The 23,681-nt window shown below is 38.0% G+C and carries 26 protein-coding genes; 19 read left to right on the forward strand and 7 right to left on the reverse strand.

Features of this window, described 5'->3' with window-relative positions:
• Positions 1–3: 3 nt before the first annotated feature.
• The 3 genes from LGQ02_RS04475 to LGQ02_RS04485 all read right to left on the reverse strand — a co-directional run bounded on the left by LGQ02_RS04475 (position 4) and on the right by LGQ02_RS04485 (position 2,816).
• On the reverse strand, positions 4–1,392 hold the full coding sequence (locus LGQ02_RS04475) for a TldD/PmbA family protein (RefSeq protein WP_226517030.1): 1,389 nt from the start codon (positions 1,390–1,392) through the stop codon (positions 4–6).
• Between the two features lie 422 nt (positions 1,393–1,814).
• Complete coding sequence (locus tag LGQ02_RS04480; RefSeq protein WP_226517031.1) at positions 1,815–2,318, reverse strand: DoxX family membrane protein; 504 nt, start codon at positions 2,316–2,318, stop codon at positions 1,815–1,817.
• Positions 2,319–2,543: 225 nt separating this feature from the next.
• On the reverse strand, positions 2,544–2,816 hold the full coding sequence (locus LGQ02_RS04485; protein WP_226517032.1) for an acylphosphatase: 273 nt from the start codon (positions 2,814–2,816) through the stop codon (positions 2,544–2,546).
• A gap of 480 nt (positions 2,817–3,296) precedes the next feature.
• Here LGQ02_RS04485 and LGQ02_RS04490 point away from each other — a divergent pair, with 480 nt between their 5' ends.
• The 10 genes from LGQ02_RS04490 to LGQ02_RS04535 all read left to right on the forward strand — a co-directional run bounded on the left by LGQ02_RS04490 (position 3,297) and on the right by LGQ02_RS04535 (position 11,571).
• On the forward strand, positions 3,297–4,043 hold the full coding sequence (locus tag LGQ02_RS04490) for a lysophospholipid acyltransferase family protein (RefSeq protein WP_226517033.1): 747 nt from the start codon (positions 3,297–3,299) through the stop codon (positions 4,041–4,043).
• Between the two features lie 260 nt (positions 4,044–4,303).
• The gene (locus LGQ02_RS04495; RefSeq protein ID WP_226517034.1) at positions 4,304–4,744 is read left to right on the forward strand and encodes a c-type cytochrome; all 441 of its coding nucleotides are present in this window, start codon (positions 4,304–4,306) and stop codon (positions 4,742–4,744) included.
• Between the two features lie 19 nt (positions 4,745–4,763).
• Positions 4,764–6,635, forward strand: a complete 1,872-nt coding sequence (gene nosZ, locus LGQ02_RS04500; protein WP_226517035.1) for a Sec-dependent nitrous-oxide reductase — start codon at positions 4,764–4,766, stop codon at positions 6,633–6,635.
• Positions 6,636–6,695: 60 nt separating this feature from the next.
• On the forward strand, positions 6,696–7,259 hold the full coding sequence (locus LGQ02_RS04505) for a hypothetical protein (RefSeq protein WP_226517036.1): 564 nt from the start codon (positions 6,696–6,698) through the stop codon (positions 7,257–7,259).
• Complete coding sequence (gene nosD / locus LGQ02_RS04510; protein WP_226517037.1) at positions 7,256–8,563, forward strand: nitrous oxide reductase family maturation protein NosD; 1,308 nt, start codon at positions 7,256–7,258, stop codon at positions 8,561–8,563. Before LGQ02_RS04505 ends, nosD begins: the two co-directional genes overlap by 4 nt.
• Entirely contained in the window at positions 8,564–9,361 is a 798-nt protein-coding gene (locus LGQ02_RS04515; protein ID WP_226517038.1) for an ABC transporter permease, read from the forward strand.
• Positions 9,354–10,094 (forward strand): ABC transporter ATP-binding protein, encoded by a 741-nt coding sequence (locus LGQ02_RS04520; RefSeq protein ID WP_226517039.1) that lies wholly within the window; start codon positions 9,354–9,356, stop codon positions 10,092–10,094. Before LGQ02_RS04515 ends, LGQ02_RS04520 begins: the two co-directional genes overlap by 8 nt.
• Complete coding sequence (locus tag LGQ02_RS04525) at positions 10,024–10,404, forward strand: FixH family protein (protein WP_226517040.1); 381 nt, start codon at positions 10,024–10,026, stop codon at positions 10,402–10,404. Before LGQ02_RS04520 ends, LGQ02_RS04525 begins: the two co-directional genes overlap by 71 nt.
• Positions 10,397–11,092, forward strand: a complete 696-nt coding sequence (locus tag LGQ02_RS04530; RefSeq protein ID WP_226517041.1) for a SurA N-terminal domain-containing protein — start codon at positions 10,397–10,399, stop codon at positions 11,090–11,092. The genes LGQ02_RS04525 and LGQ02_RS04530 overlap by 8 nt, the downstream gene beginning before the upstream one ends.
• A gap of 146 nt (positions 11,093–11,238) precedes the next feature.
• A complete protein-coding gene (locus LGQ02_RS04535) occupies positions 11,239–11,571 on the forward strand; it encodes an SCP2 sterol-binding domain-containing protein (protein WP_226517042.1) in 333 nt (110 codons plus the stop codon).
• A gap of 148 nt (positions 11,572–11,719) precedes the next feature.
• Here LGQ02_RS04535 and LGQ02_RS04540 read toward each other — a convergent pair whose 3' ends face one another.
• A complete protein-coding gene (locus LGQ02_RS04540; RefSeq protein ID WP_226517043.1) occupies positions 11,720–11,860 on the reverse strand; it encodes an FbpB family small basic protein in 141 nt (46 codons plus the stop codon).
• A 168-nt stretch (positions 11,861–12,028) separates the two neighbouring features.
• Here LGQ02_RS04540 and LGQ02_RS04545 point away from each other — a divergent pair, with 168 nt between their 5' ends.
• The 4 genes from LGQ02_RS04545 (at position 12,029) to LGQ02_RS04560 (ending at position 16,326) form a co-directional block, all read left to right on the forward strand.
• A complete protein-coding gene (locus LGQ02_RS04545) occupies positions 12,029–12,493 on the forward strand; it encodes a hypothetical protein (protein WP_226517044.1) in 465 nt (154 codons plus the stop codon).
• A 1,217-nt stretch (positions 12,494–13,710) separates the two neighbouring features.
• Entirely contained in the window at positions 13,711–14,685 is a 975-nt protein-coding gene (locus tag LGQ02_RS04550; RefSeq protein ID WP_226517045.1) for an MBL fold metallo-hydrolase, read from the forward strand.
• A 296-nt stretch (positions 14,686–14,981) separates the two neighbouring features.
• Positions 14,982–15,401: a hypothetical protein gene (locus LGQ02_RS04555; RefSeq protein ID WP_226517046.1), complete on the forward strand. Its 420-nt coding sequence runs from the start codon at positions 14,982–14,984 to the stop codon at positions 15,399–15,401.
• Between the two features lie 130 nt (positions 15,402–15,531).
• Positions 15,532–16,326, forward strand: coding sequence for a VLRF1 family aeRF1-type release factor (locus tag LGQ02_RS04560; RefSeq protein ID WP_226517047.1), 795 nt, complete (start codon positions 15,532–15,534; stop codon positions 16,324–16,326).
• Between the two features lie 310 nt (positions 16,327–16,636).
• Here the strand turns inward: LGQ02_RS04560 and LGQ02_RS04565 are convergent, their stop codons facing one another.
• Entirely contained in the window at positions 16,637–17,860 is a 1,224-nt protein-coding gene (locus tag LGQ02_RS04565; protein ID WP_226517048.1) for an MFS transporter, read from the reverse strand.
• 160 nt (positions 17,861–18,020) lie between these two features.
• Between LGQ02_RS04565 and LGQ02_RS04570 the strand changes: the two genes are divergently transcribed.
• The 3 genes from LGQ02_RS04570 to LGQ02_RS04580 all read left to right on the forward strand — a co-directional run bounded on the left by LGQ02_RS04570 (position 18,021) and on the right by LGQ02_RS04580 (position 20,478).
• Positions 18,021–18,401: an OsmC family protein gene (locus tag LGQ02_RS04570; protein WP_226517049.1), complete on the forward strand. Its 381-nt coding sequence runs from the start codon at positions 18,021–18,023 to the stop codon at positions 18,399–18,401.
• 246 nt (positions 18,402–18,647) lie between these two features.
• A complete protein-coding gene (locus tag LGQ02_RS04575; protein ID WP_226517050.1) occupies positions 18,648–20,009 on the forward strand; it encodes an MATE family efflux transporter in 1,362 nt (453 codons plus the stop codon).
• 217 nt (positions 20,010–20,226) lie between these two features.
• Positions 20,227–20,478, forward strand: a complete 252-nt coding sequence (locus LGQ02_RS04580; protein ID WP_226517051.1) for a hypothetical protein — start codon at positions 20,227–20,229, stop codon at positions 20,476–20,478.
• A 220-nt stretch (positions 20,479–20,698) separates the two neighbouring features.
• Here the strand turns inward: LGQ02_RS04580 and LGQ02_RS04585 are convergent, their stop codons facing one another.
• Positions 20,699–20,854: a hypothetical protein gene (locus LGQ02_RS04585; protein WP_226517052.1), complete on the reverse strand. Its 156-nt coding sequence runs from the start codon at positions 20,852–20,854 to the stop codon at positions 20,699–20,701.
• A gap of 243 nt (positions 20,855–21,097) precedes the next feature.
• On the opposite strand from LGQ02_RS04585, the gene LGQ02_RS04590 reads away from it, so the two are divergent.
• Positions 21,098–21,910: a YfkD famly protein gene (locus tag LGQ02_RS04590; RefSeq protein WP_404802380.1), complete on the forward strand. Its 813-nt coding sequence runs from the start codon at positions 21,098–21,100 to the stop codon at positions 21,908–21,910.
• 48 nt (positions 21,911–21,958) lie between these two features.
• Here LGQ02_RS04590 and yfkAB read toward each other — a convergent pair whose 3' ends face one another.
• Positions 21,959–23,074, reverse strand: coding sequence for a radical SAM/CxCxxxxC motif protein YfkAB (gene yfkAB / locus LGQ02_RS04595; RefSeq protein WP_226517053.1), 1,116 nt, complete (start codon positions 23,072–23,074; stop codon positions 21,959–21,961).
• A 271-nt stretch (positions 23,075–23,345) separates the two neighbouring features.
• On the opposite strand from yfkAB, the gene LGQ02_RS04600 reads away from it, so the two are divergent.
• Positions 23,346–23,540 carry an SE1561 family protein gene (locus LGQ02_RS04600; RefSeq protein ID WP_226517054.1) on the forward strand — a complete coding sequence of 65 codons (195 nt, stop codon included), beginning with the start codon at positions 23,346–23,348 and terminating at the stop codon, positions 23,538–23,540.
• The last annotated feature ends 141 nt before the right edge of the window (positions 23,541–23,681 follow it).

Consider the following 23,681-nt stretch of genomic DNA (forward strand, 5'->3'; position numbering starts at 1 on the left):
CGTTTATTGCCCCTTTCTTCCACCGACCGTAATTTCACTTACTCGGATCATCGGCTGACCAACATTTGCAGGGATGGAACCACTTAGAGACCCGCACATACCTTGACCGTGAGCTAGATTGTTACCGACCATATCTACTTTTTGTAATGTTTTCGGACCATTGCCAATTAACGTAGCACCACGAACAGGTTCAGCGATTTTCCCATCACGTACAATGTAGCCTTCATTTATCGCGAAGTTATAATCACCCGTTGCTGGATTGACAGAGCCACCACCCATATATTTTGCATAAATGCCGTACTCTGTATTGGCGATTATTTCTTCTGGAGTAGACTTACCTGGCGCAATAAATGTGTTTGTCATCCTTGAAGTAGGGGCGAACTTATAAGATTCCCTTCTGCTTGAGCCTGTAGATTCTGTGCCCATACGGCGAGCTCCTAATTTATCAATTAAGTACCCTTTTAAAATACCATTTTCGATTAATACGTTTTTGCGCGTGGCTTCTCCTTCATCGTCGACATTTGCAGAACCCCATTCATTCGCTAATGTACCGTCATCAATATATGTGACAATATCAGGAGCAACCTTTTCTCCGACACGGTCAGCAAATACAGAGTTTTTCTTAGCAACAGACGTTGCTTCTAATCCATGACCACAAGCTTCATGGAAAATAACGCCCCCAAACTCATTATCGATAATGACTGGGAATTTACCACTTGGACAAGGATCAGCATCGAGCATCGTTACAGCAATTCGTGCTGCTTCTTTTCCGTAATGATGAAGGTCAATGTCTTCAAAAAATTCAAAGCCTTTATGTGCACCAGGTCCGTAAAAACCTGTTTGCATTTCATTGCCTTTGGTTGCAACAGTCTGCGCAGCTAAACGAGTGCGAATTCTTTGGTCTTCGACGAAAGTTCCTTCAGAATTAGCAATCAATACTTGCTGATCTTCATCTGCATAATTAACCGTAACTTGAGAAATATTTTCGTGATAGTTTTTTGCAACATCATAAACTTCTCTTAATACATTCACTTTCTTTGCTTTTGGAACCTCTCGAGGAATATGTAAAATAGGGTGCTGGTTTGCGAAGGACTTGTGTGTGAAGTTTAGTGTAATCTCTTTTGGTTCTCCAGTAATAGCTTGAGCAGCTTGGCGAGCAACGGAAATCAAAGATTCTCGATCATGTTCGTTCGTGTAGGCATATACACTGTTTAACCCTTGGAAAATTCGAATACCTACCCCAAAATCTCTACCTGAAATCCCATTTTCTACTTTGCCACCAACAAATGCGATGTTTGAATTAAACTTGTCTTCAACGAAAACCTCTGCAAAGTCTCCGCCAGTACTTAATGCGGCTGTGATCATATCTTCAACTAATGATTGCTGAAGCATTTTTTCCCCTCCTTATATTAGCAAAAACAATTTTTAAAATGTTCTAAAAGTTTAGAAACTACCATCTTAGACTAGCATACACAAACAAAGTTGTAAATTTCTATATGATAGTATTTGACGAGTGAGGGTGCTTTTATATAGGAGAGACGCCTCCGGATAATGCAACAAACAAAACATCTAATAATCACATTGTGCAGCATTGTTACATGCAACTGCAAAGCAGCGTAGTCGACGGATGCAGCCTCATAGCGATAAGAGATGTAGCTAAAAAATATTGGTGACGTTGTAAAGGAAGGTCGAGCGAGTAAGATAACCATTCGTGATATTGATGACGTTGCGACCTTTTTACTTCATAAGGGCAACTATGTTCATAAAAAAATAGAATGTGCTTTTACACACATTCTATCGTGAATGATTAGAAATTATGCAGTTTGCCCTGCAGGAGTTGCCCCTTTATTTTTAAATAGTTTTGCACGAAGGTAAGGAATAACCCAGTAGTCTCCGCCGTAACGACCAGCGTTGTAACCAGCAGCGATAACGAAGATACTAATTAAAATCAGGAATGGGTTTGAAGAGACAGTACCTGCAAACATAAACGCAAAGTTCATCATCATGCCGAAGAAAACAGCAGCTGTTGTTAATACGCCTAGAAGTAAGCCCAATCCGACTAAAAGCTCTCCCCATGCGACCATAAAGCTAAAAGCACCAGCATTTGCTAAAGCAAAGTTCTCGATAAATGCGTGGTATGTTGGGTATTGCTCCATGACAGCTTCATTATTTACAACACCATTTAAATAGCCTGATGCGTCAAAACCTCCAGTTACTTTCGACCAGCCAGCAGTTAACCATTGCCAACCTAAATATACTCGTAATACCGTTAAGATTGCAGCAGCAATTGAATTATTTCTAAGAAAATCCATAAACATGAAAATCTCCCCTTCCAATCAATTTTTATTGAACAATAAGTGCTGTTAGTTATTATTTTGCTTAGTTAGCGGCCACTAACGATTTCTTAATTACATTGTAAAATAGTTTATTAGGACTTTGGTGGTGTAATAATGAACAAACTGTAACAGGAAAGTGAAGGATTTGTGAAAAGGTGAACATAATAAAGTAATATGTTTATAAACGTTGTAAAAGTAATAAAAATGCTATGAATGAATCTGAAATTGACGCTCATTTTCTTGTAAAGGGGTCTCGTTAACCGTAATATGTTCCACATATGCTGGGTATGGTGCTCGCTTCAGTTGGGCTAAGAATGTTTCTAGTTCTCTTTCTTTCCCTTGTCCTTCAAACTCGACCGTCCCATCGAAATTATTTTTAACCCAACCAGTTAAATTGTGTTCTGTCGCAAGTTGCTGCGTAGTGTAACGAAAACCAACGCCTTGAACGCGTCCTTTAACAATCCCATGAAATCTTTTCATATGAATACCTCCGTTTCAATCGTTCTTCTCATATATTTTTTCCCGATAAATCTCGTTTTTAACATAGGCTCTGTTAAAGGACAGTGTTGATTTCCAGTGAATTTGTAAAAGGCGGCGACTCCAGCACAAGCATCAGCCTCTCGAATAAGCTACGAACTGCTTCGACGCATCAAGCTACGTAGCAAAGCTTGTAGAGGAAGACGCAGGAAAAGCAATAGGCGAAGATCTAACAGGACTTTAGTCCTGTTTAGCTGAGGCATTTCCTGCGGCAAAGAAGACACTATGAAAGGAAACGGAGTGAAGCTTGAGTGGATGTCGCACTTGTGCCTAGTGGTGAAAGCGTCCGCCTTTAACGATGAAAAATCAACAACAAACTTTAACATAGCCTTAACATAAAAGAGTAGGAGAATTTGTTGTTACAAATGGTAGAGTGTCTGCTATAATCATGGAGTTGAAAAAAGAGAGGAGCGGGGGATAAACATGTTTCGAACAATTTTATGGTTTATTTATTTTTTCGGATATTTAATTTATTCACTGCCAAACTTGTGGAAAGCAGAGCGTTTAAAAAAACAAGGTGATACGAAAGCATATCAAAATCATGTAGATGCCATTACGACAAAGTGGGCAAAGTCGCTAATTCGGGTAGCTGGTGGGAATGTTCACGTTAAAGGAAAAGAGAAGATCCCAAAAGATGAAACATTACTTATTGTATGTAATCACGTCGGAAACTTTGATATTCCCGTGTTACTAGGACATTTAGGAGTGAAAATTAGTTTTATCTCAAAAGTAGAAGTCAAGAAGATCCCTATTGTCCGTTCGTGGATGAAGCATATGAATTGTGTGTTCATGAATCGAAAAAACAAAAGGGAAGCGATCCAAGCAATCATTGATGGGGCACGAAATCTACAAAACGGGCAACATGTCGTTATTTTTCCTGAAGGGACTCGAAGTAAGGGAGGCGATGTGAAGCGGTTTAAAAAAGGAAGCTTTAAACTAGCAACAAAATCAAAGGCAACGATTTTACCGGTCACTATGGAAGGAACGCACCAGATGATGGAAGGAAATCGTAATTTCATTCGACCTGCCGATGTTTTTGTAACAATATCTGATCCCATTAGAGTACATCAAGAGCATGATGAAATGGACTTGCAGCAGTTAGCACATATCGTCCAGGAACAAGTAGAAAGTAAGCTGACAAAAAATAATTGTAAAGAAACAGTTTCATAGATTTATATGAGGGACTGGTAGACGTGTTTAAATGACGTCTACCAGTCTTTTTCTATTGAATAGCGGGCTTCTATAACTCCCAAAAGGACAAGCCCATTCAAGCATGTTATTAAATATGACAATTTTTCAACATTAAGTGTGACAAAAATCCGAACACACTATTCAAAGTGATTTACATCACGATTAAATCAACTGTAACGAATTACCATTAAGTTTGTAAAAGGTCTTTATGATCAACATCGAGGGAGGGGGGACGAAGAATGAAATCAAACATTCTTATTTTTGTGATAGGTTTTGCAGTTGCCTTATCAGGGGGCTATTTCATTTTTGGTGATTCAGCGTCTACAAATGAGCAAGTTCAGCAATCAGCGACAGATGAGGTTGAGGTACAGGATGAAGCAGAGAGTGCAGATGAAGCGAGTGAAGAAAGCACAACAATTGCCGCTGAAGCAAGAATTCTTGCACAAAAGGGATGTATTAGCTGTCATGCTGTGGAAGGTCTTGATCTTGATGGACCATCAACAGGCCCGGATTTATCCAATGCTTATAACGAAGTAAAAGCAAAGCATGGCAAATCGTTAGAGGAATATTTAAATGAGCCGACAACAGCGGTTATGGCCAGTTTTGTAGCTGATAATCCATTAACAGATGAAGAAATTCAAGCAATTACAGAAGCATTAATACTAGCAAGTGAAGAATGATGTTGAGGGGGGAGTTAAGATGCAAAAACTAATATCAGGTGCTGGTGGTATTATCGCTGGTCTAATCGTTGCCTTTGTATTTTTCGGGGGAGCGACATTTGGGGAAGCTGAAGAGCAAATGTCGGCGGAAAACAGAAGCAATGCAGAGATGGTTTACGTACCACATGGGGAGCACGATGAATATTATTTACTCAATTCAGGAGGGCACTCAGGACAACTATTTGTTTACGGTGTTCCGTCCATGAGACATATTCGTACAATACCGGTTTTCACACCAGATCCAGCTACTGGTTATGGATTTGACAAAGAATCAAAGGAAATGCTAGGTGGCTATACATGGGGAGATTTACACCACCCAGCATTATCAGAAACAGATGGGGATTATGATGGAAACTTTTTATTTGCAACAGATGTCGCCAATAACCGAATTGCTGCCATCGACTTAGCAGATTTCCATACGACTGACATTATGAAGGTCCCTAACATTGGTGGACCTCACTGTGCGGCGTTCGTTACGGAAAATACTGAGTATTTATTTTTACCAACACGTTTTTCTTTACCATTTGATGATCCGAATGCTTCTTTAGATGATTTTAGTGAAGAGTACCGAGGTGTTATGTCAGCAGTGACATTTGACCAAGAAGCAAAAGAGTTTGATATTGCCTATCAAGTCGCTCTTCCACCTTGGAGTTATGACAAAGCAGCGTCAGGTAAAAAGATTTCAGGTGATTGGGCCGTTCTTTCAACGTATAACACCGAAGAAGCAACAACAAACTTAGAAATTAACGCATCACAAGCTGACCGTGATTACGTCGTTTTATTCAACTGGAGAAACCTTGAAGAGAGAGTTGCTAATGGTGAATATGAAATGCATAACGGAGAAAAGATGATTTTCCCAGAAAACTTAGATAGTGATATTTACTTAGTACCAGCAGCAAAATCTCCACACGGAATTGATGTCACTCCTGATGGAAGACACTTTATTACATCTGGTAAATTAGCTCCAGCGATGACGGTTTTCTCATTCGAAAAAGCATTCGAAGCAATTGAAAACGAAGACTTTTCTAGTGAACGTAATGGTATTCCAGTATTAAGTTATGAGTCTGTTATGGAAAGAGAAGTTGACCCACCAGGAGCATTAGGGCCGCTTCATACTCAATTTGACGATCGTGGACATGGTTATACGACAATGTTCATTTCTTCAGAAGTTGTGAAATGGGAGATTGAGACAGGTGAGGTCATTGATCGTCACGATGTTTGGTATTCTCCTGGTCACTTAGTTACTGCTCACGGGGATACAGTTAATCCGCATGGAAACTATTTAGTCTCATTAAATAAGTTTGCCCTTGACAATTATCTTTCTGTAGGGCCATCTCACCCTGAATCGATGGATTTATTTGACATTACTGGGGATGAGATGAGACATCTATCATCAACACCTGTTAACTTAGAGCCACACTATGCGCAAATGGTTCATCGAGATGTGATTAACCCTTTCCATGTATACGAGAGGGATGAAAATAATCCAAACGCCGTTTACGATCAAGCAGATACACGAATTGAGCGAGACGGTGACAATGTAACAATTTATGGAATTACGATGCGTTCGAAGTTTATCTTTGACGCAGAAGCTAAGCGACCTGATGTCATTGAAGTAAATGAAGGAGATACAGTTACCCTTCATTTAACGAATACTGACTTTGACCAAGATATTACGCATGGCTTTGGGATCATGGATTACGACCTAAACTTTGAACAAATGCCTGGTCAAACGAAGACATTAGAATTTGTTGCCGATAAACCGGGAGTGTTCCCAGTTTACTGTACGAACTTCTGTTCAGCATTACACCAAGAAATGACAGGTTACTTAATTGTAAATCCAAAAGAGTAATAAATAGGCAGGAGGGGAAGTAGTCTCCCTTTCCTGCTTGTATTTTAGGAGATGAATGTCATGTCCAAAGAAATATCAAATAAGTCAATGGTGAGTTTATTTGTCGCTGCAGGATTATTGGTTATTTCCATTTTTTTGCCTTGGTGGGGGATGCGTTTTTTCGCACCACAATATCCTAATGGGCTAAACATTATCGTTTATCCATATAAGCTTGAAGGTGAAATTGATATTGTAAATAGTTTGAATCATTACATCGGCATGGCGCGTTTTAGTGAAGAAAACTTCCCGGAATTACAATTTATGCCTTGGGTCATTGGAGGGTTCGCTTTACTCATTGTTATCGTGGCACTGTTAAGGAAGATGTCACTACTTTATGGTTTAATCGGTTTGTTTATCATTGGAGGAATTCTCGGCTTATATGACCTCAGACGTTGGTTAGTCACTTTTGGAACAGAGCTTGATCCAAGAGCACCGATTACGATTGATCCGTTTGTTCCACCAATCATAGGTGAAAATACGATTGCGAACTTTGTTACTCATAGTTATTTTTCTTTTGGCTCATACTTACTCGCAGTTGCTTTTCTACTACTCTTATTTCCGTTATGGAAGGAGCGTAGAAAATGAAGTGGATACTGACTTTCGGAGCTTTTTTGTTTATTTTTTTATTTCCGCATCAAGTAGGAGCTGAGGGAGATTTACAGCAATTGATTAATGAGGTAGGAGTAAATGACGTACTTCAGCTTGAGGACCGAACATATGAAGGGAACATTGCCATTGATAAACCAATAACAATTAAAGGCTCCGAAGGGACTGTTATTCGCGGGAATGAGACCGGAAACGTCATTATGATCAATGCTGATCATGTGAATCTTGAACAGCTCCAAATAGAAAACAGCAGTTTTAGCCGTAATGATGAAGAAGAATATTCCGGAGTAAAAGTATATTCTAATGACAATGTGATGAAAAACCTTACAATCATCGACGCTTATCATGGCATTTATTTAAGTCAGTCTCATAGAAATACGATCGAAAACGTGACAATCTATGGACAAAAAGATCAAGATTCAGTAGGAGCTCAAGGAAACGGGATTCAAGTTTATTATTCACACGAAAACATACTAAAAGGAAACCGAATCGAATCGACACGTGACGGAATTTATTTCGAGTATGCTGATGAAAACCAAATCTATGAAAATGCTATCCGGCACACTCGTTACGGGCTTCATTATATGTATTCAAATAAAAATATTTTTAAGCAAAATATTTTTACATTTAATATTGGTGGCGCTGCCGTCATGCATTCGAGTGAGAACGTATTTTTAGAAAATACTTTTTCGATGAATCAAAGCTCTCGTTCTTTCGGTTTCTTACTACAAACAAGTAGTGACAATCTCATCGAAGGTAACCATTTCTTGCAAAACAAACGAGGTTTACTCATAGAGCATTCACAAAATAACCTTATTCTTAACAATGAATTTTCGCAAAATGATATCGGGATCGAACTGTGGGCAAGTGCACGCGATCAAGTGTTTTCCGAAAACAGCTTTCACAAAAATAAGCTTCCTGTTATTCGCGCAGGCGGACATTCCGAAAATGAGTGGAGTAAAGGGGGCCGGGGCAATAATTGGGGAAGTGACTTTCCATTATTAGATTTATATCAAACTGGGGTTGGCGACTTCGCAGTCACTTATGACTCTTCATTGCACGAGCTCGTTGAAGAAAATGAATTTGTCTATTTATTTATGCACAGCCCAAGTATTGTTATCTATGAAAAATTAAATCAATGGACAAATAATCAAGAAACGATGTTTCAAGACGATTTTCCATTGCAACAAAATAGAAGAGGAATTTCGTTTGTACCAATTTCAATCGCCTTTTTATTAGTAAGTGGAATGATTTTTGTTCGTCAGAAAAGGAGGGTGGCATAAATGTACATTTGGAAAGAATGGATGGAACAAATAAGAGGAAAAGGGTTATGGCTTAGTATGGGGATGGTCATCGTTATGTCGTTATTTATCTTTATAGAAACGATGAACACTCCGATCCAATACAGCTTTCAAGCATTATTAATCTCTTTACATGAAATGCATGTATATTTGTTGCCGCTTCTTTGTTTATTCGTTGCATCATTTACGATTATGCAAGAAAAAGAATTAAAGACTTTAATGATGATCGTGACAAAGAAAGAGTCGTATCGCACTTTCTTGTTAAAGAAGAGCATTGCGATAAATAGTATCGTTCTTACGTTATTTCTAGGTTGGTATATAATCCTTGCTGTTCCCATGAGAATGTTTCTTGGGTTTGATGTAGGGGCATTTTTAGCATTTTTACTAACAGTTACGGCATTTATTCTTATTTTTAATCAGATTGGTTTGTTCATCGGAACGATTTGTACAAATCGTATGCAAGTCGTAGGAGCGACTGTGTTTGTTTGGTTTTCATTTGTGTTTTTATTCGATTTAATTTTACTTTACCAACTACCTATGGTTACACACGGTAACGTATTTTATTTTTCACTACTTTTCTTTTTACAACCATTAAATGCTCTTAGACTTTACTTAGAAACATCTGTAGGTGTCTTTTCTTTAGAATACATGTCTTACTTAATGGACCAGTTAATTTGGCTTTCCCCCACAACATTTTTATGGCTAAACGTAACGATATTTTTAGTTGTATTTTACGGGGTGGCTGTTTGGTCAAAAAGAAAGGGGCTTCGCTATGATTAATATTCAAAGTTTATCTCAAAGTTATGGGAAGAAGCAGGTGCTAAAAGATGTAAGCTTAAATATTGTCAAAAAAGAACGGTGTGCCCTCGTTGGCCGTAATGGGTCTGGGAAATCAACGTTAATTCATACGATGCTAGGGATTCTTCCTTTTAAAAATGGAACAATTACACTTAATGGACATCCGGTGAAAAAGAATAAATGGAAGAAGGATGTTGCTTATCTTCCAGAAAAGTTTCACCTTTATCCACATTTAACGGCGAAAGAAAACCTTCACTTTTTTGCATCACTTCAAGATAAAAGGGCAAATGAGCAAAAGATTGAAAGCGTGTTACAGCAAGTGAACTTGCTAGAAGTTAAGGATGAGAAGGTTAATCGTTTTTCAAAAGGGATGCTGCAACGTTTAGGGTTGGCGTTAATGCTTTATTATGACGCAAAACTACTTATATTAGACGAACCGACGAGCGGGTTAGACCCGATTGGACGAGCAGAGATTTTGGAAGTCTTGCAATCACTAGATGATAAAACCATCTTTTTATCTTCACACCATATAGATGAGATACAGCAAGTTTGTACTCATGTTGCCTATCTTGAAGATGGGAAAATGACGAAATATACGGTGGAAGAATTTATGAAAGTCATGAAGGTGGGAGGGGGAAACAACAATGAAAGTGAAAATCAAGATGCTAGCAACGTTACTTCTTTTAACAAGCATGTTCGTTATAGTCGCATGTAGTGGAGACGAAGAATGGTCAATGGAAATGTCTGATGTAAACAAAGATCGTAATGGTCATGTTCATATGACTTTGAAAATACTAGATGGAGAAGAACCAGTTGAAGGTTTGAATGTAAGTGCACTTTTAGAGATGAGCCGTATGGATCATGGGCATATTGACGTCCAATTTGCCGATGGAGGAAATGGAATATATGCAGGTTCCGTAGAATTACCGATGTCAGGGGAATGGATCGCCGAAGTAACTTTAGAGCAAGGTGATAAAAAGAAAAGCGAGACAATAATATTTGAAGTAGGTGAAGAACATGAATAAAAATAGTTTAATAAAGCGCGTCATACCATTTTTCCTGTTAGTAATGATCTTTTTATTAGCAGCGTGTAGTGAGGAAGAAGTAACAGAAACAGTGAATGACCCAGACCAAGACAGTGAAGTAGAAACGAGTGGGGTGCTTGCTACAGTCGATGACACAGAAATCACGAGTGACACGGTCGAGTTTCAGCAATTATTAGGCTTACTACATTTAGAAATGGTTCGAGCTGAAGGAGCAGCTTCAATGGATGAAGAAACGTTAGATTATATGAAAGAATTTTGGGATCAACAAGAGGAGCAAGTGAGAAACATCAATCATACATTAACTAGCATGATTCGTACATTAGCGATGGAAAAATTAGCAGAAGAGAAAGGTCACACTGTTTCGGCAGAAGAAATTTTAGCGCAATACGAGCAATTTACGGAGCAATATAAACATTTTCCAGAGACGCAAAGCTTAATTGAGGAGTACGGTACAGAACGCTTTTCTCATAATCTAGAAGGTTATACGAAAAGCTGGTTAATGGCTCGAAAGGTATATGAAGATGTTTATTACGATGTAGAAAATGACAATCCTAATATGGAAGAAGACGAACTTCAATATTTAGCTTCTGAACAGTATGAGGAATTACTCGTTTCACAAATGGAGACAGTCCAAGTTAATATTCACTCTTTAGAAGGTTATCATTAATATGGTGTGATGATAAAAGAGCTTCAATGATAAGCTCTTTTATTTTTTTTGACTAATTCTAAATTGTTGCAGGATTTTATAGAAGAATAGCTAAATAATAATGAGTGAACATTCAATCATTTTGTCGAATGAAAGGTGGAAAAATTGTGACTGTAAAAGAAATGTTTGATCAACTAGTAAGCAAAATTAAGGAAGACCCTTCTCATATCCAAGGTTTAAATATCGTTTATCAATTTAATATATCTGGTGATGATGAGGGGATTTATCAGTTAAAGCTTGAAGATGGGACAGTGGAGTACCTAGAGGGTGAAACGCTAGAAGCCAAGACGACACTTGAACTAAGTGATAAAAACTTTTTAAAACTTGCAGAAGGTAACTTAAATCCAACAACCGCTTATATGACAGGGAAGCTAAAAGTAAGAGGGGATTTATCTCAAGCATTAAAATTAAATTCTCTTTTAAAAGAATATCAATCATAATAAATGATTACGCATGCAAAAAGTCTGTTCCAACAAAGTGTTTAACACTTTAGGAGCAGACTTTTGCATGTGTGTGCAATTTTTATTGTATATGTCCAAAATTTATGTGAATTTTTGAACATAGTACGAATGATGAAACAAATTGATTTTACGCTTTTTGTAATTCTTTCTTTACATACTTATCATCGACTTTTCTTTCGATTTGAGAGATTGCTTTCTCATCTCGAAGTAATTGTTGTTTATTTTCATTTACAAGTTCGTTAAAACTTTTTGATAGTCTTTTTCTCATTTCAATCAACCCTTTAATCGTAATTTTCTTTCAATTCAATTATATTACTTTTTACTATCTGTACATGTGAAACCTGTTACAACTTTATGAACTCTTTCGAATCATTTTTTTACAATATACTCATATATTGGATAAGGATATAGGTATATGAAAGTTGGGAGGGGTGAAATGTTTTATTATGGAGGTTTTAGTGGGCTAAGCGGACCTTGGGAATATAACAATCCAAATAACACAATTGTGCTTAGATTAATAATACACCTTCTTCAAAGAGAAAGTACAGATGAATTACTGTTAGATTATTTAAAGGTACTTAGTAATGATAAGAGAGCAGAGTACCTTTTCCATGATATCCTAACAGATGATAGAAACCATTATGATGCGTTAAAAAAAAGTTATGTTCAAATAGCTAGACAGGTGCCGAAAATTACCCCAGGAGAAATAGAGATCCCGAACAACTTAGATGAAGGGTTATTTTATATAATGTCTCGAAAGAAAGGAACGATTAAACTTTATTCTCAGTTGAAAAATCAAATCAACCCAATGTATATAAACGAGATCGATTCATTTATTGTAGATGAACTCACACATATGCATTTTATAAATTATTTACTTAATAGAGAATCAATTTCATAACTCAAATATGATGCGAAATTCCGAATCATGAGTGTGAACTTCACTACAGACGGACGCTTTCCCGAGGGCTTGTCATCGGCTAACTTAGGCTCGACAACTATTCGCCTAAGTGGATCTTCAGACTGAGCTGATCCTCTGGGAGTCGCCGTCTTTTGTTACGTTCACATCTAAACAAAACTTGGCTTATCGTTAATGAACTTCGGCTAAAGTCGATCACGTCCTGTGATCAACACCGAAGCCACCACCTCCTGTGGAAGTAAGCCTTAGTTGCCACAAGCATAACTCCATTGAATAAACTACGAGTTGCGACGAGTAACCGCAGGAGCACCGAGCGCTACTTCCCCGAATTACTAGGACCTGCGACGAGTAACCGCAGGAGCACACAGCCCTACAACCCCGAGCTACTTCGACCTGCGACGAGTAACCGCAGGAGCACACAGCCCTACAACCCCGAGCTACTTCGACCTGCGACGAGTAACCGCAGGAGCAGTTACTTTAATCCTTTATCAAAGTTAAAAATTCTTGAAGTATAAAGAAAACTCGCCGATTGGCGAGCCTTTAAGGCGAAGACAAAGGCGCCGTTGTAACGCACAGGACGTGCTAACACCGGCGTTCCGACAGGATGTCGGAACGCCGGTGAACATAACTATACACATAAAAATTTTCACTACGCCGAAATTGCTTCTTAGCTAAAATTTTATACATTCGAATTAATTTCATAACTCAAAATATGATGCCAAATTCCGAATGATGAGCGTGAACTTCACTTCAGAAGGACGCTTTCCCGAGGGCTTGTCTTCAGCTAACTTAGGCTCGATTACTCTTCGCCTAAGTGTATCTTCAGACTGCGCTGATCCTCTGGGAGTCACCGCCTTTCGTTACGATCACTTTAAAATAAAACATACATTTAATGATAATTTTATAATATCATTCGTTTCATTGCGCAAAAAACGTATTTATGAAATTGATTCAATAGAAAGTAACCTTTTTTTATTTTCTCCATCCATTACACAGGAAACTCTTCCTGTGTTCTTCTTTGCGTTGTGATCTGCCTCTTCATGCTACCTTTCTTAAAAACGATATGTATTTAATAAAAGTATACTCTTTGCAAAGAGTAATTTAAATAAGGGGAAAGAATTCATGACAAAGAGCAGTAAATCGTATAAAATAGAAATAAACGAGTGAATGTTCATTCATTTTCCTGTGAAGGAGGTACTATGAGTCTACTAATGAATCAATTAACGAAAGAAATATATCAAATAACAATACCCACTCCGTTTCTAGTTGGGCCAGTAAATACGTACCTGATAAAAGGAGACGTCCTTACGCTTGTAGATACGGGACCAAAAACAGAAGAAGCATTTCACGCGATGAAGGATCAACTTAAAGAAATTAATATTGAAATTGAGGATATTGAAGTCGTCATATTAACACATCACCATCCGGATCATATCGGATTACTTGAAAAGTTTTTACCGAAAGCAAAAGTTTATGGACATAAAAACTTAGTGCCATGGTTAACGAGAGATGCTAACTTTTTAGCACGGACACATCAATTTTTTCAATCGTTTTATAAAAAGCACGGAGTTCCAAAGCAGCTCATTCAAGACATCGAAAAAGCGAATGAATATTACCGAAGTTTTTCAGCAAAAGGTGATGTCGACCATGTTTTAAATGAAGGAGAACCGATTCCAGGTCTTAGTGGTTGGACGACGATTGAAACACCGGGGCATGCACAAAGCCACATTTCATTATTACGAGAAGAAGATGGAACGTTGATCGCAGGAGATCATTTAATTTCACACATTTCTTCCAATGCAATTATTGAAGCACCATATGAAGATGGAAGCGACAGACCTAAAACATTACTTCAATATCGAGATGCATTGAAAAAATGTATAGACGTGAAAGTTTGCTATTCAGGGCACGGGAAGATCATTAATGAACCAAGAGAATTGATTGAATCGAGACTAATCGAGCAAGAAAAAAAAGCAGTATACTTTAAAGAAATGCTAGGTTATGATGCAATGACAAGCTTTGAGCTATGTAAAAAGGTCTATCATCGTTTATATGAAAAGCAACCTGGATTAACGTTATCGGAAACACTTGGACATTTAGATCTTTTAGAGGTAAATGGAGAAGTAACGACAGAAAACCGTGATGGTGTGTTCTATTATCATATATGCAAGTAATGTGGTTAGGTCCGGATGAACGAAATCGTGGAGCAACAAGGAAAATAGTAAACACGAAAAGTGCTGAGAAGATTGTGTAACCAAGTGAACATCCGACAAATCTTATGAAAAACCTTTTAAAATCATTCATTTGTGACGAATGAATGATTTTTTTGTTCTTCGACTTTTGATATATTTTTTACTATTTTGTCAACATTGGAAAAAACGATGTGAAAATTTTTGTTTGATTTAACTTTTTCTTGGTAAAATGATATTAAGAAGCTATTGAAAATGATTTTGAACGGGAGGACGAGGGAATGGAAAATGATCAGCAAGCGAAAAAGTGGGTCGTACGGGGATTAATTGCGGGAACAGTAGCAGGAGTTGCTTATGTAGCAGCAAATAAAAGTACTCGATCAAAAGTAATTAGCAGTGCTGAATGCATTAGTAATCAAACAAAACATTGGATAACCGTTCTAAATGAAAATCGTGAACCATTAGTCGAAAAGGTTAGACAGTCAAGTGAGAAGATTACAACAGTCGTTGAGAACGCTTCAGATGATGTAGAGAAAATTGTAGAATCATCTTTACATATGAAAGAGCATGCAAAAGATTTAATCAGTGCATTAGAAGAAACGAAAAATGAATTTCAATCATTCGCATCGCAAATGACACAAATCGATTCGGAACAACTCGAAAATGAAACAGCTTTATTACCAGAATCCAAAAACGAATAACTGAACCATTGTACAAAGTGCCAGGACCCGGTAAATCATTTACAGGTGCCTGGCACTTAAATTTTGTGTTTAACTAGCTTCTTTTACGGTTACATACTTGTACACGCTATTTTAAGGGGGAATTTTGTAAATGGCTTTATCGAAAGAGTTGGAAGCATTACAGCAGTTCCGATGCAGTGAAGGAAAGTGTGTATTGTCCGTCTATTTAAACACTGATCGTGCCGATCAAGACCAGCAAAAAGGTGAATGGAAGATTCGATTAAAAAATGGTTTGAAAAAGCTTGAAGAATACTTACAGGCTGCAGGAGACGATAATCAGTTAAAGAGCTATCAAAAGATGAAAGATAAAGTAGAAAAAGAAATCCACGGTAATCAGACGTTGTTACAAAAAGGAGTTGTTATTTTCGCTTCTGAAGAGCAGGATTTATGGTCAGTTCACTACTTACAAGTTCCAGTTGAAACAAGTTTTCATTGGGAAACAACGCCAATTGTTGATCAGCTTGAACAAATTCAACGTGACTATCCAAAGAGTGCGGTAATCTTACCGAATATGGATGAAGTGAAAGTGTATGACGTTGACCTAGGAGAGTTACATGAATCGCATACGTACACTTTCAACCCTGACACAGAAGAGTGGACCTTTAAAGAAGGCTTAGCTTCGGCAGACAGGACCGCTTCAGGTGCGAGTCATGTTGATGGTTTTGAACAACGGTTTCGTGAAAACTTACACCGCTTTTATAAAGGAATGGCAACTACAATTGAGAGAATGCAAAGTAAACGAAAATGGGAGAAGGTCTACCTAGTAGGAGAACCTGAAATGGTTCGCTCATTAGAATCACAGCTTCGTATAAAAGTCTCAGGAAAAGTTAATAAAAACTTAAACAATGCTAGGTCTTCTAATGTTATCGATCAAGTGTTTCAATAATATAAGAGTGCTAATATAAGAGTGCCAGGCACCTGGAAACATTTTTCAGGTGCCTGGCACTTTATTTACACGTTAATTTATAAAATTTTAGCGAAGAAGTAGATCGACGTAGAGAAAATTTTAAAGAACTAAGTATAAGTTCACCGGCTAAAAACGCGATGTCCTATCGAAACACCGGTGCTAGCACGTCCTGTGCGTCGGCTCCTGCGGTTACTCGTCGCAGCTCGAAGCTTAATCAAGAAGTAAAGCTCGTCGCAACTAACGCCTCTGTCTTCGCCCAAGGCTCGCCAATCGGCGAGTTTTCTTTATATTACGCAGCTTCATTTGCAGGATCGTTGTGGTGGTGCTGCTTTGTTTTTTCAAATAGCATTCCGGCTGCAAACATAAATAGTAGCATGGCACTAATGGAATAATATATCGCACCTTGACCAACAATTTCAATGAGCCACCCACCAATAGTTGGGCCGATCATACTTCCGGTCGCAAACAGAACGCCCGTCATCACATTTCCTGTTGGAAGGAGGTTTGCAGGTAAAAGGTCTGCTAAATAGGCAATTCCAAGAGAGAAAAGAGAGCCTAACAACATTCCTGCGAGTGTAAACAGAGTCCAAAGCATCCATTGGTTTTCTTCAACGAAACTCATAGAGAAAAAGAGAATGAGACCGAGAAAAGCAAGGGAATGTAGAACTCGACTTCTGCCAACTTTATCACTTAGTATTCCGAGTGGTAGCTGTGTTATTAAGCTGCCAAACACGAAGCTCGGTAGTAAAAAGACTGTAACGAATTGTATATCAAGTCCGAAACGCATCGCGTATACCGGGAAATTTCCGTGTAGAGAAGCTTCCATATAGCCAAAGCAAAATCCTGGAAGAAGGGCAAACCATGCTAATTTAAACACTTGCTTATAACGAGATAACGTTCCGAGTTGTGACGCTGTTTCAAAGTCGTTTGCCGGCCATTCATTTTTAAGAAAGAGCATGAAAACCCAAGCTACGATACTCGCAGCTGAAGCGATAATAAATGGTAAAAAGTCATTAACTTCAAGGAGTCTTGTCATCATAGGGCCAAGGCCGAAGCCCATCCCAAAGGCTAGTCCATATATTGCAAGCTGTCGTCCTCTTTTTTCTTTCGTACTTGTTGAACTGATCCATACTTGTGTAGAAAAGTGAATCAAGTTATCTGCAATACCAACTGCCATTCTTAATACGAACCAAAACCAAAAGGATTGCCAAAATGGAAATAACATGAGGGTGACGACTAAAATGACAAGGCCTAACGCAATAACAGGTTTATATCCATATTTGCGAACCGGTTTTTCAATAAAAGGTGCAACTAATATAATTCCGATATATAGCGCAGCTGCATTAAGCCCGTTAGCAGCTGAAGATACACCAGCTGTTTCGAGCATCACCGCAAGTACTGGAAGAAGCATTCCTTGTGAAAAACCTGCGATGAGCACCATACCAACGAGAACCCAATATCGATAATTCGGATTGTTATTTGGAGGATTTATAGTTAACTGATTTGATGTCATACCGCATCTCCAATCATTTATATAATTCAATTTCACTTTCCTTTATCTATTCTAAATTGTTTTAGTTGGAATTCAAGAAAATGTTTTTGGCGTGACGAATGAATGGAATCGAGGTTAAAATAATAATGGATAATTCAAACACGAAAAGGATGGTTGTCTCATGAAATTTCAAATGAAAGAAAATGGATTTGAAACAATAGTAGAATATGGAACATTACAAATCTCAGGAAATGAGGAATACGGTTATCGCCCTTACCAATTAATGGTTGGATCTATTGCAGTTTGTGGTGGAGGCGTGTTAAGGAAAGTATTAGAAAAACAACGTATGACTGTATCCGATATGACAATCGACGCTGATGTAGAGCGTAACCCTGATGAAGCGAATAAAATTACGAAGATTCACCTTCATTACAATATTAACGGTGAAGGGCTTAAAGAAGCAAAAGTGGAAAAAGCAGTTGAACTTGCGAGAAAAAATTGCCCGATGGCACAAACAATTATCGGGGCCGTAGAGCTTACAGAAAGCTTTTCGATCATATAATCATGTTCATAAGAAAGACTGCTAAAATAGCAGTCGTTTCTTTTTGTACTATTAGAATGAATAAAAGTATGTTCGATATAATTCAACTAAGGCTTTCGCAATAGGATTTGTCGGTAATCACCGTTTACAGATCAATCAAGGATGAAAGGATCACTATTTCTAAATGAGGTCCTTATTAAAATCAATAAAAATACGGAGCAGGTTGTGGCTTGAAAGACCCCGCACGGATGTTGAGGGTGATAAAAGATGGAACAAAAACAGTACGATTTTACAGAAGGTAGTATTCTAAAAAAAATGATCTTTTTCTCTGGCCCCATTTTTTTAGCGAACCTGTTACAAGTTTCTTATCAGCTCGTTGATTCGCTTTGGGTCGGTAATTTGTTAGGAACAAATGCTCTAGGAGCAATCGCTGTTTCTGGAACTGTCGTGTTTACGATTTTATCGTTTATCATTGGGATAAATACGGCTGCCCTTACAGTTTTGTCGCAATATAAAGGGGCTAAAGATGACCAAGGTCTGAGATCATCTCTGAATGCTTTTGTTGTCATTTTAGGTTTAATGACTTTAGCGTTAGGGATCTTTGGTTTTCTCATGTCAGGAAGTATATTACGGTGGATGGGAACACCAGAAGACATTTTACCTTTAGCAACATCCTACTTAAAAATTAACTTTATCGGTATCCTTTTTCTGTTCGGTTATAACTTTATTGCTACTGTTTTAAGAGCGTTAGGTGATAGTAAAACGCCTGTTCGTTTTGTGTTTCTTGCTGTCGTTTTAAATGCCATATTTGATCCTTTATTTATCGCGGGGTTCAATATGGGCATTGATGGAGCAGCATATGCAACAATTGTTTCTCAAGGTACTGCATTTATTTATGGACTGATTTATTCGATAAAAAAGGCAAATGTTCCGTTCTCGATGCCAACATGGCCACAGATGTTTCTATTAAAAAATATTTTTAAACTCGGTCTTCCTTCTGGCTTATCAATGATGGTTATATCAGGTGGCGTTCTTGCAATCATGACAGTCGTGACATCGTTTGGAGAGGAAGTTGTCGCAGGGTTTGGAGCAGCGCAACGACTAGACAGTTTAATTATGCTACCTGCATTAACGTTAGGTTCAGCGATTAACAGTATGGCTGGACAAAACATAGGGGCGAGGTTATGGGATCGCGTAAACGATATAGCGAAAAGCGGGATGCTTCTCATTATCCTTGTCTCGTTTTCCATTGGAGCAATTGTCTTCTTCAGTGCAGAAGCAATGATTTCATTGTTTGTACAAGATGAAGAAACGATTGCTTTTGGGAAAATGTATGTTCAGACGATCGCATTTTTTTATCCGTTTTTAGGGATTAACTTCGTTTTAAATGGTGTTGTACGTGCTGCAGGAGCAATGTTTCAAGTGTTCATTTTAAATACGATTTCTTTTTGGGTCTTACGTTATCCACTCACATACTTATTCGCTTCAATGATGGGAGAACGAGGTATTGCCATTGGAATGGCTGTAAGTTTTGTGATAAGTAGCCTCATTGCCGCAGCTTACTTTTTATTGGGTCGCTGGCGGGAGATTAAAGTGATCGAAGACGGAGAAGAACCACAAAACAACTAGAAGAAAATTTAATATCACCATCACTTATCGCGACGATCGTGTGGTTAATTATGACTAATGAATTTCATTGAATTTGTTAGTCATTTTTGTTGAAGTGAAGATAGAAACCAATGATGGATTTGATGTTACAATTTGACTATAGCGAGGTTGGTGAAGGGAAAGTACTAGGGGAGGTGGTCGTATTCTATTAATCATTATTCAAACAGTTGTAGTGATTGTGGCAATAATATTATTTATATTAGCAGCTTTCATTGACTTTACAGCTGGTGGATATATGGGGTTTCTTTTATTAGTAGTAGCTTTAATCATTAATCATAAACGATTAGGAAAATACACATATATGCTTGGACATCCTGATAGAAGACATGATGGTTATCCATCTGAAGGTAAATCAATGATGAATGAATCCTACACTTTAGACAAAAAGGAAGACGAAAAGAACCCTAAGGATAAAACTCATAACTTATAAAGTCTTTAAAACTGCAAAATTTAGCTCTAACTGTAGAATCCCTCTTCTTAAAGTGAAAATTTCTTTTGTTATTGAAATACAATAGAATCAATTTCATAATTACGTTTTTTTGCGCAATGAAACGAATGATATTATAAATAACTCATTAAATGTACGTTTTATTTGTACTATCAGAATTTATAAATTTATGGTCGATAGTATAACGGCAACTCCCGGAGGCTCAGCGACGAGTAACCGCAGGAGCAACGACGAGCAATACTTCTTCGAACTGCTTCGAGCTGCGACGAGTAACCGCAGGAGCAACGACGAGCAATACTTCTTCGAACTGCTTCGAGCTGCGACGAGTAACCGCAGGAGCAACGAGCTGAAGAACCACTTAGGCGAAGAGTTGTCGAGCCTAAGTTAGCTGAAGACAAGCCCTCGGGAAAGCGTCCGTCTGAAGTGGAGTTCACACTCACCATTCGGAATTTCGCATCATATTTTAAGTTATGAAATTGATTCAATACAGGAAGTTAATGAGACTGCCCTTATTTTTTTACCAATTACGGATATTTTTTTATTGTGAAGTAAAACTAACAGTAAATGGATGATCTTTAGTGATTTGATGAAGGAGGACGTAATGGTGAAAAAAGGTGCTTTATGTTTTCTTGCATTCTTTATGCTTGTAAATGTTATTCTCATGCCACCTGTTTTTGCAGATGATAAGGACGAAGAGAAAGAGGACCACTTACTGCCAGATTCTGCGATGGAAATCTCGAAGGAGAACACATATCCGAATCCAACACAAGACTTACCGCGTCTAAAACCAAGTGAATTGGCAGAAGAGTTATTAGACTCAACGGAAATTAATATTGAAAATCCAGAGCTTATTAAAATGTTTAATGAGTCCGCCGTAAAAGGCTCTAAGCTAGCTTTAGGAATGGATGTTTCTATTTATTTAGGGCAATGGCCGCTGGCTTATGAATCAGATGAGACGAAAATTAACTGGGATTTTGAAAAAGTGAATACAAATATGATTGATAATCGTGGTGGACAAGAACAGAAAAAAGTGTCGTATAACCAAGAGCAGCAAAAAAGAATTAAAGGTGGCTTAACGGCAGATGTGCCAAATGGTGAAACAGTCCAAAAAATGATGATGATGAAAGCGATGGAAAAAACGAATTTGCCACTAAGCTTTTCAACGGTTATAGGCTACGGAACGAAAACAGATCGAGTGTATAACGTCTCGCCGAAAACGATGGGATATTTAACAGCTTTTGCACCAGCGGTGAATGAAAAAGGAAAAGTAACATATGGTGAAGTCTTCCTCCGGATGAAGAGTGATAAAAAGTGGTTAGAAGTAAAAAATGTGACCCAACAAGGAATCGGATCTTGGATACCGATCCAAGATCACATTAATTTGAAGTTTCAAACGACAAATCAACCAAGATAAACAAATGGGAATACTATCCAGGTGCCTGCCACCTGGATAGCATTCCCATTATTTCGTAACAATAGCTTTTCGTTTTGTGAAATCAATATCTTTGTAGTAGGCGTTTTTAACAAGTAGGTTAGGACCAAGACATTCAGCTGCAGGACAATGGCAATCAATACTTTTTGCCAAACTGGACTCTTTCCAACGATTGTAGGCTTCTGGTAGCTTTGTTTCTTGAATGTTCCCTAGAGGTTTCGCATCATGAAAGTCAGTGACATTAATTGTCCCATCAAAAATATCAACATTTAACCTTGAACGACCGTCTGGGTCGTTTCGAACTGTAACATTTTTCTCGTTGTACAGTCGAGCGAGCAAAGCTTGGTCTTCTTCATTTGAATTACACGGGTAAAACGGTAATGTACCAAACAACATCCAAACGTTCGGATTACGATGATCTAGTAAACGGTGGATCCCTTCCCTAATTTCTGATAATGAAGCGATCGACAAAATGCTAGCAAAATCGCTTGGGTACATAGGATGCACTTCGTGACGCTGACATCCCATATCGATAATTTGATCATGGATTTGTTCTAAGTGTGGTAATGTGCGCTTATTGATCATCGTTTCAGCAGAAACTGTCACACCTTGTTTCGTTAAATAACGGCTATTTTCTACCATGCGATCAAAATAAGCTTTCCTTTGCTCAAATGTCGGCTTTCGGTCCATAACGGCAAAACCAATCTCTGCAAAGTCTTCGACACTGCCGTAGTTATGAGAAATGTGTAATACATCTAAATAAGGAATAATTCTTTCATATCGTTCAATAGGCATTGTTAAATTTGAATTAATTTGTGTGCGGACACCACGTTCATGGGCATACTTTAACAAAGGGACGACGTAATTTTTCACCGATTTTATTGAAAGCATCGGTTCACCACCGGTAATACTTAATGATCGTAAATGAGGAATCTCGTCTAACCTTTGCAAAAGTAACTCTAATGGCAAAGCATCTGGGTCTTTCGTTTGTAATGAATAGCCGACTGCACAGTGCTCACATCGCATGTTACACAAGTTCGTAGTCGTAAATTCAACATTGGTTAAACGTTGCTCTCCATATTCTTTTATGTCCAAGTAAGCTTCCCACGGATCGTAAGAAGGTGTAATAGGTCGTAAAGTTTTCATCAAGTAAAACGTCCTTTCAATGTATTGCACCGTTTATCATCATACATGATTTTTCCATGATTGAGAATGGCATCTTTTTGGGAATGTTTTTAAATAGAGATACTTTTTGTTCCTTGCTTTTAGGAGCATTAGTTCTATTGAAACTTGGTGGTGAGCAGCTAAATTTTTATGAATTAAATTAAAGGATTTGTACATTCTGTCTTGTCGTTTCGTTTGGTTTTGTTTACAATAGGCACAGAAATCGGTTAGCGTTGCGGAAAGGAGTAAGATCATGAACGATATACAAATGGGGAAGGAAGAAAAAATGTCCCTTCTTCATCAGCGAATGGATCATCTTGTAAATATGCTTGATTCGATTGACCCTGAAAAAGCAGGCGTTGAAGATATTGATCGTATTATTGAAAAACTTGATGAGTTAGAAAAACAATGTCAGCGATATCGCAAAGAAATCGAAGCGGAATCATAAATGACAGAGAAGGCGCTCAAAATGAGCGCCTTTTAATATTTAGAATACATCTACATGAAAAGAAGGAAAATCGCTAACAAACAATGAACAATGATGTTTAAAAAGGTAGACTTTGAGGAATGGTTTCATTGAAACTTGTCC

This window comes from Bacillus shivajii (assembly GCF_020519665.1).
In the GTDB taxonomy this organism is placed as follows: Bacteria; Bacillota; Bacilli; order Bacillales; family Salisediminibacteriaceae; genus Bacillus_CA; species Bacillus_CA shivajii.

Bases quoted from the DNA above. Each gene is read 5' to 3' on its own strand.
- LGQ02_RS04475 (WP_226517030.1), bottom strand. From the start codon at position 1,392: ATGCTTCAGCAATCATTAGTTGAAGATATGATCACAGCCGCATTAAGT.
- LGQ02_RS04480 (WP_226517031.1), bottom strand. From the start codon at position 2,318: ATGTTTATGGATTTTCTTAGAAATAATTCAATTGCTGCTGCAATCTTA.
- LGQ02_RS04485 (WP_226517032.1), bottom strand. From the start codon at position 2,816: ATGAAAAGATTTCATGGGATTGTTAAAGGACGCGTTCAAGGCGTTGGT.
- LGQ02_RS04490 (WP_226517033.1), top strand. From the start codon at position 3,297: ATGTTTCGAACAATTTTATGGTTTATTTATTTTTTCGGATATTTAATT.
- LGQ02_RS04495 (WP_226517034.1), top strand. From the start codon at position 4,304: ATGAAATCAAACATTCTTATTTTTGTGATAGGTTTTGCAGTTGCCTTA.
- nosZ (WP_226517035.1), top strand. From the start codon at position 4,764: ATGCAAAAACTAATATCAGGTGCTGGTGGTATTATCGCTGGTCTAATC.
- LGQ02_RS04505 (WP_226517036.1), top strand. From the start codon at position 6,696: ATGTCCAAAGAAATATCAAATAAGTCAATGGTGAGTTTATTTGTCGCT.
- nosD (WP_226517037.1), top strand. From the start codon at position 7,256: ATGAAGTGGATACTGACTTTCGGAGCTTTTTTGTTTATTTTTTTATTT.
- LGQ02_RS04515 (WP_226517038.1), top strand. From the start codon at position 8,564: ATGTACATTTGGAAAGAATGGATGGAACAAATAAGAGGAAAAGGGTTA.
- LGQ02_RS04520 (WP_226517039.1), top strand. From the start codon at position 9,354: ATGATTAATATTCAAAGTTTATCTCAAAGTTATGGGAAGAAGCAGGTG.
- LGQ02_RS04525 (WP_226517040.1), top strand. From the start codon at position 10,024: ATGAAAGTGAAAATCAAGATGCTAGCAACGTTACTTCTTTTAACAAGC.
- LGQ02_RS04530 (WP_226517041.1), top strand. From the start codon at position 10,397: ATGAATAAAAATAGTTTAATAAAGCGCGTCATACCATTTTTCCTGTTA.
- LGQ02_RS04540 (WP_226517043.1), bottom strand. From the start codon at position 11,860: ATGAGAAAAAGACTATCAAAAAGTTTTAACGAACTTGTAAATGAAAAT.
- LGQ02_RS04545 (WP_226517044.1), top strand. From the start codon at position 12,029: ATGTTTTATTATGGAGGTTTTAGTGGGCTAAGCGGACCTTGGGAATAT.
- LGQ02_RS04550 (WP_226517045.1), top strand. From the start codon at position 13,711: ATGAGTCTACTAATGAATCAATTAACGAAAGAAATATATCAAATAACA.
- LGQ02_RS04555 (WP_226517046.1), top strand. From the start codon at position 14,982: ATGGAAAATGATCAGCAAGCGAAAAAGTGGGTCGTACGGGGATTAATT.
- LGQ02_RS04560 (WP_226517047.1), top strand. From the start codon at position 15,532: ATGGCTTTATCGAAAGAGTTGGAAGCATTACAGCAGTTCCGATGCAGT.
- LGQ02_RS04565 (WP_226517048.1), bottom strand. From the start codon at position 17,860: ATGACATCAAATCAGTTAACTATAAATCCTCCAAATAACAATCCGAAT.
- LGQ02_RS04570 (WP_226517049.1), top strand. From the start codon at position 18,021: ATGAAATTTCAAATGAAAGAAAATGGATTTGAAACAATAGTAGAATAT.
- LGQ02_RS04575 (WP_226517050.1), top strand. From the start codon at position 18,648: ATGGAACAAAAACAGTACGATTTTACAGAAGGTAGTATTCTAAAAAAA.
- LGQ02_RS04590 (WP_404802380.1), top strand. From the start codon at position 21,098: ATGGTGAAAAAAGGTGCTTTATGTTTTCTTGCATTCTTTATGCTTGTA.
- yfkAB (WP_226517053.1), bottom strand. From the start codon at position 23,074: ATGAAAACTTTACGACCTATTACACCTTCTTACGATCCGTGGGAAGCT.
- LGQ02_RS04600 (WP_226517054.1), top strand. From the start codon at position 23,346: ATGAACGATATACAAATGGGGAAGGAAGAAAAAATGTCCCTTCTTCAT.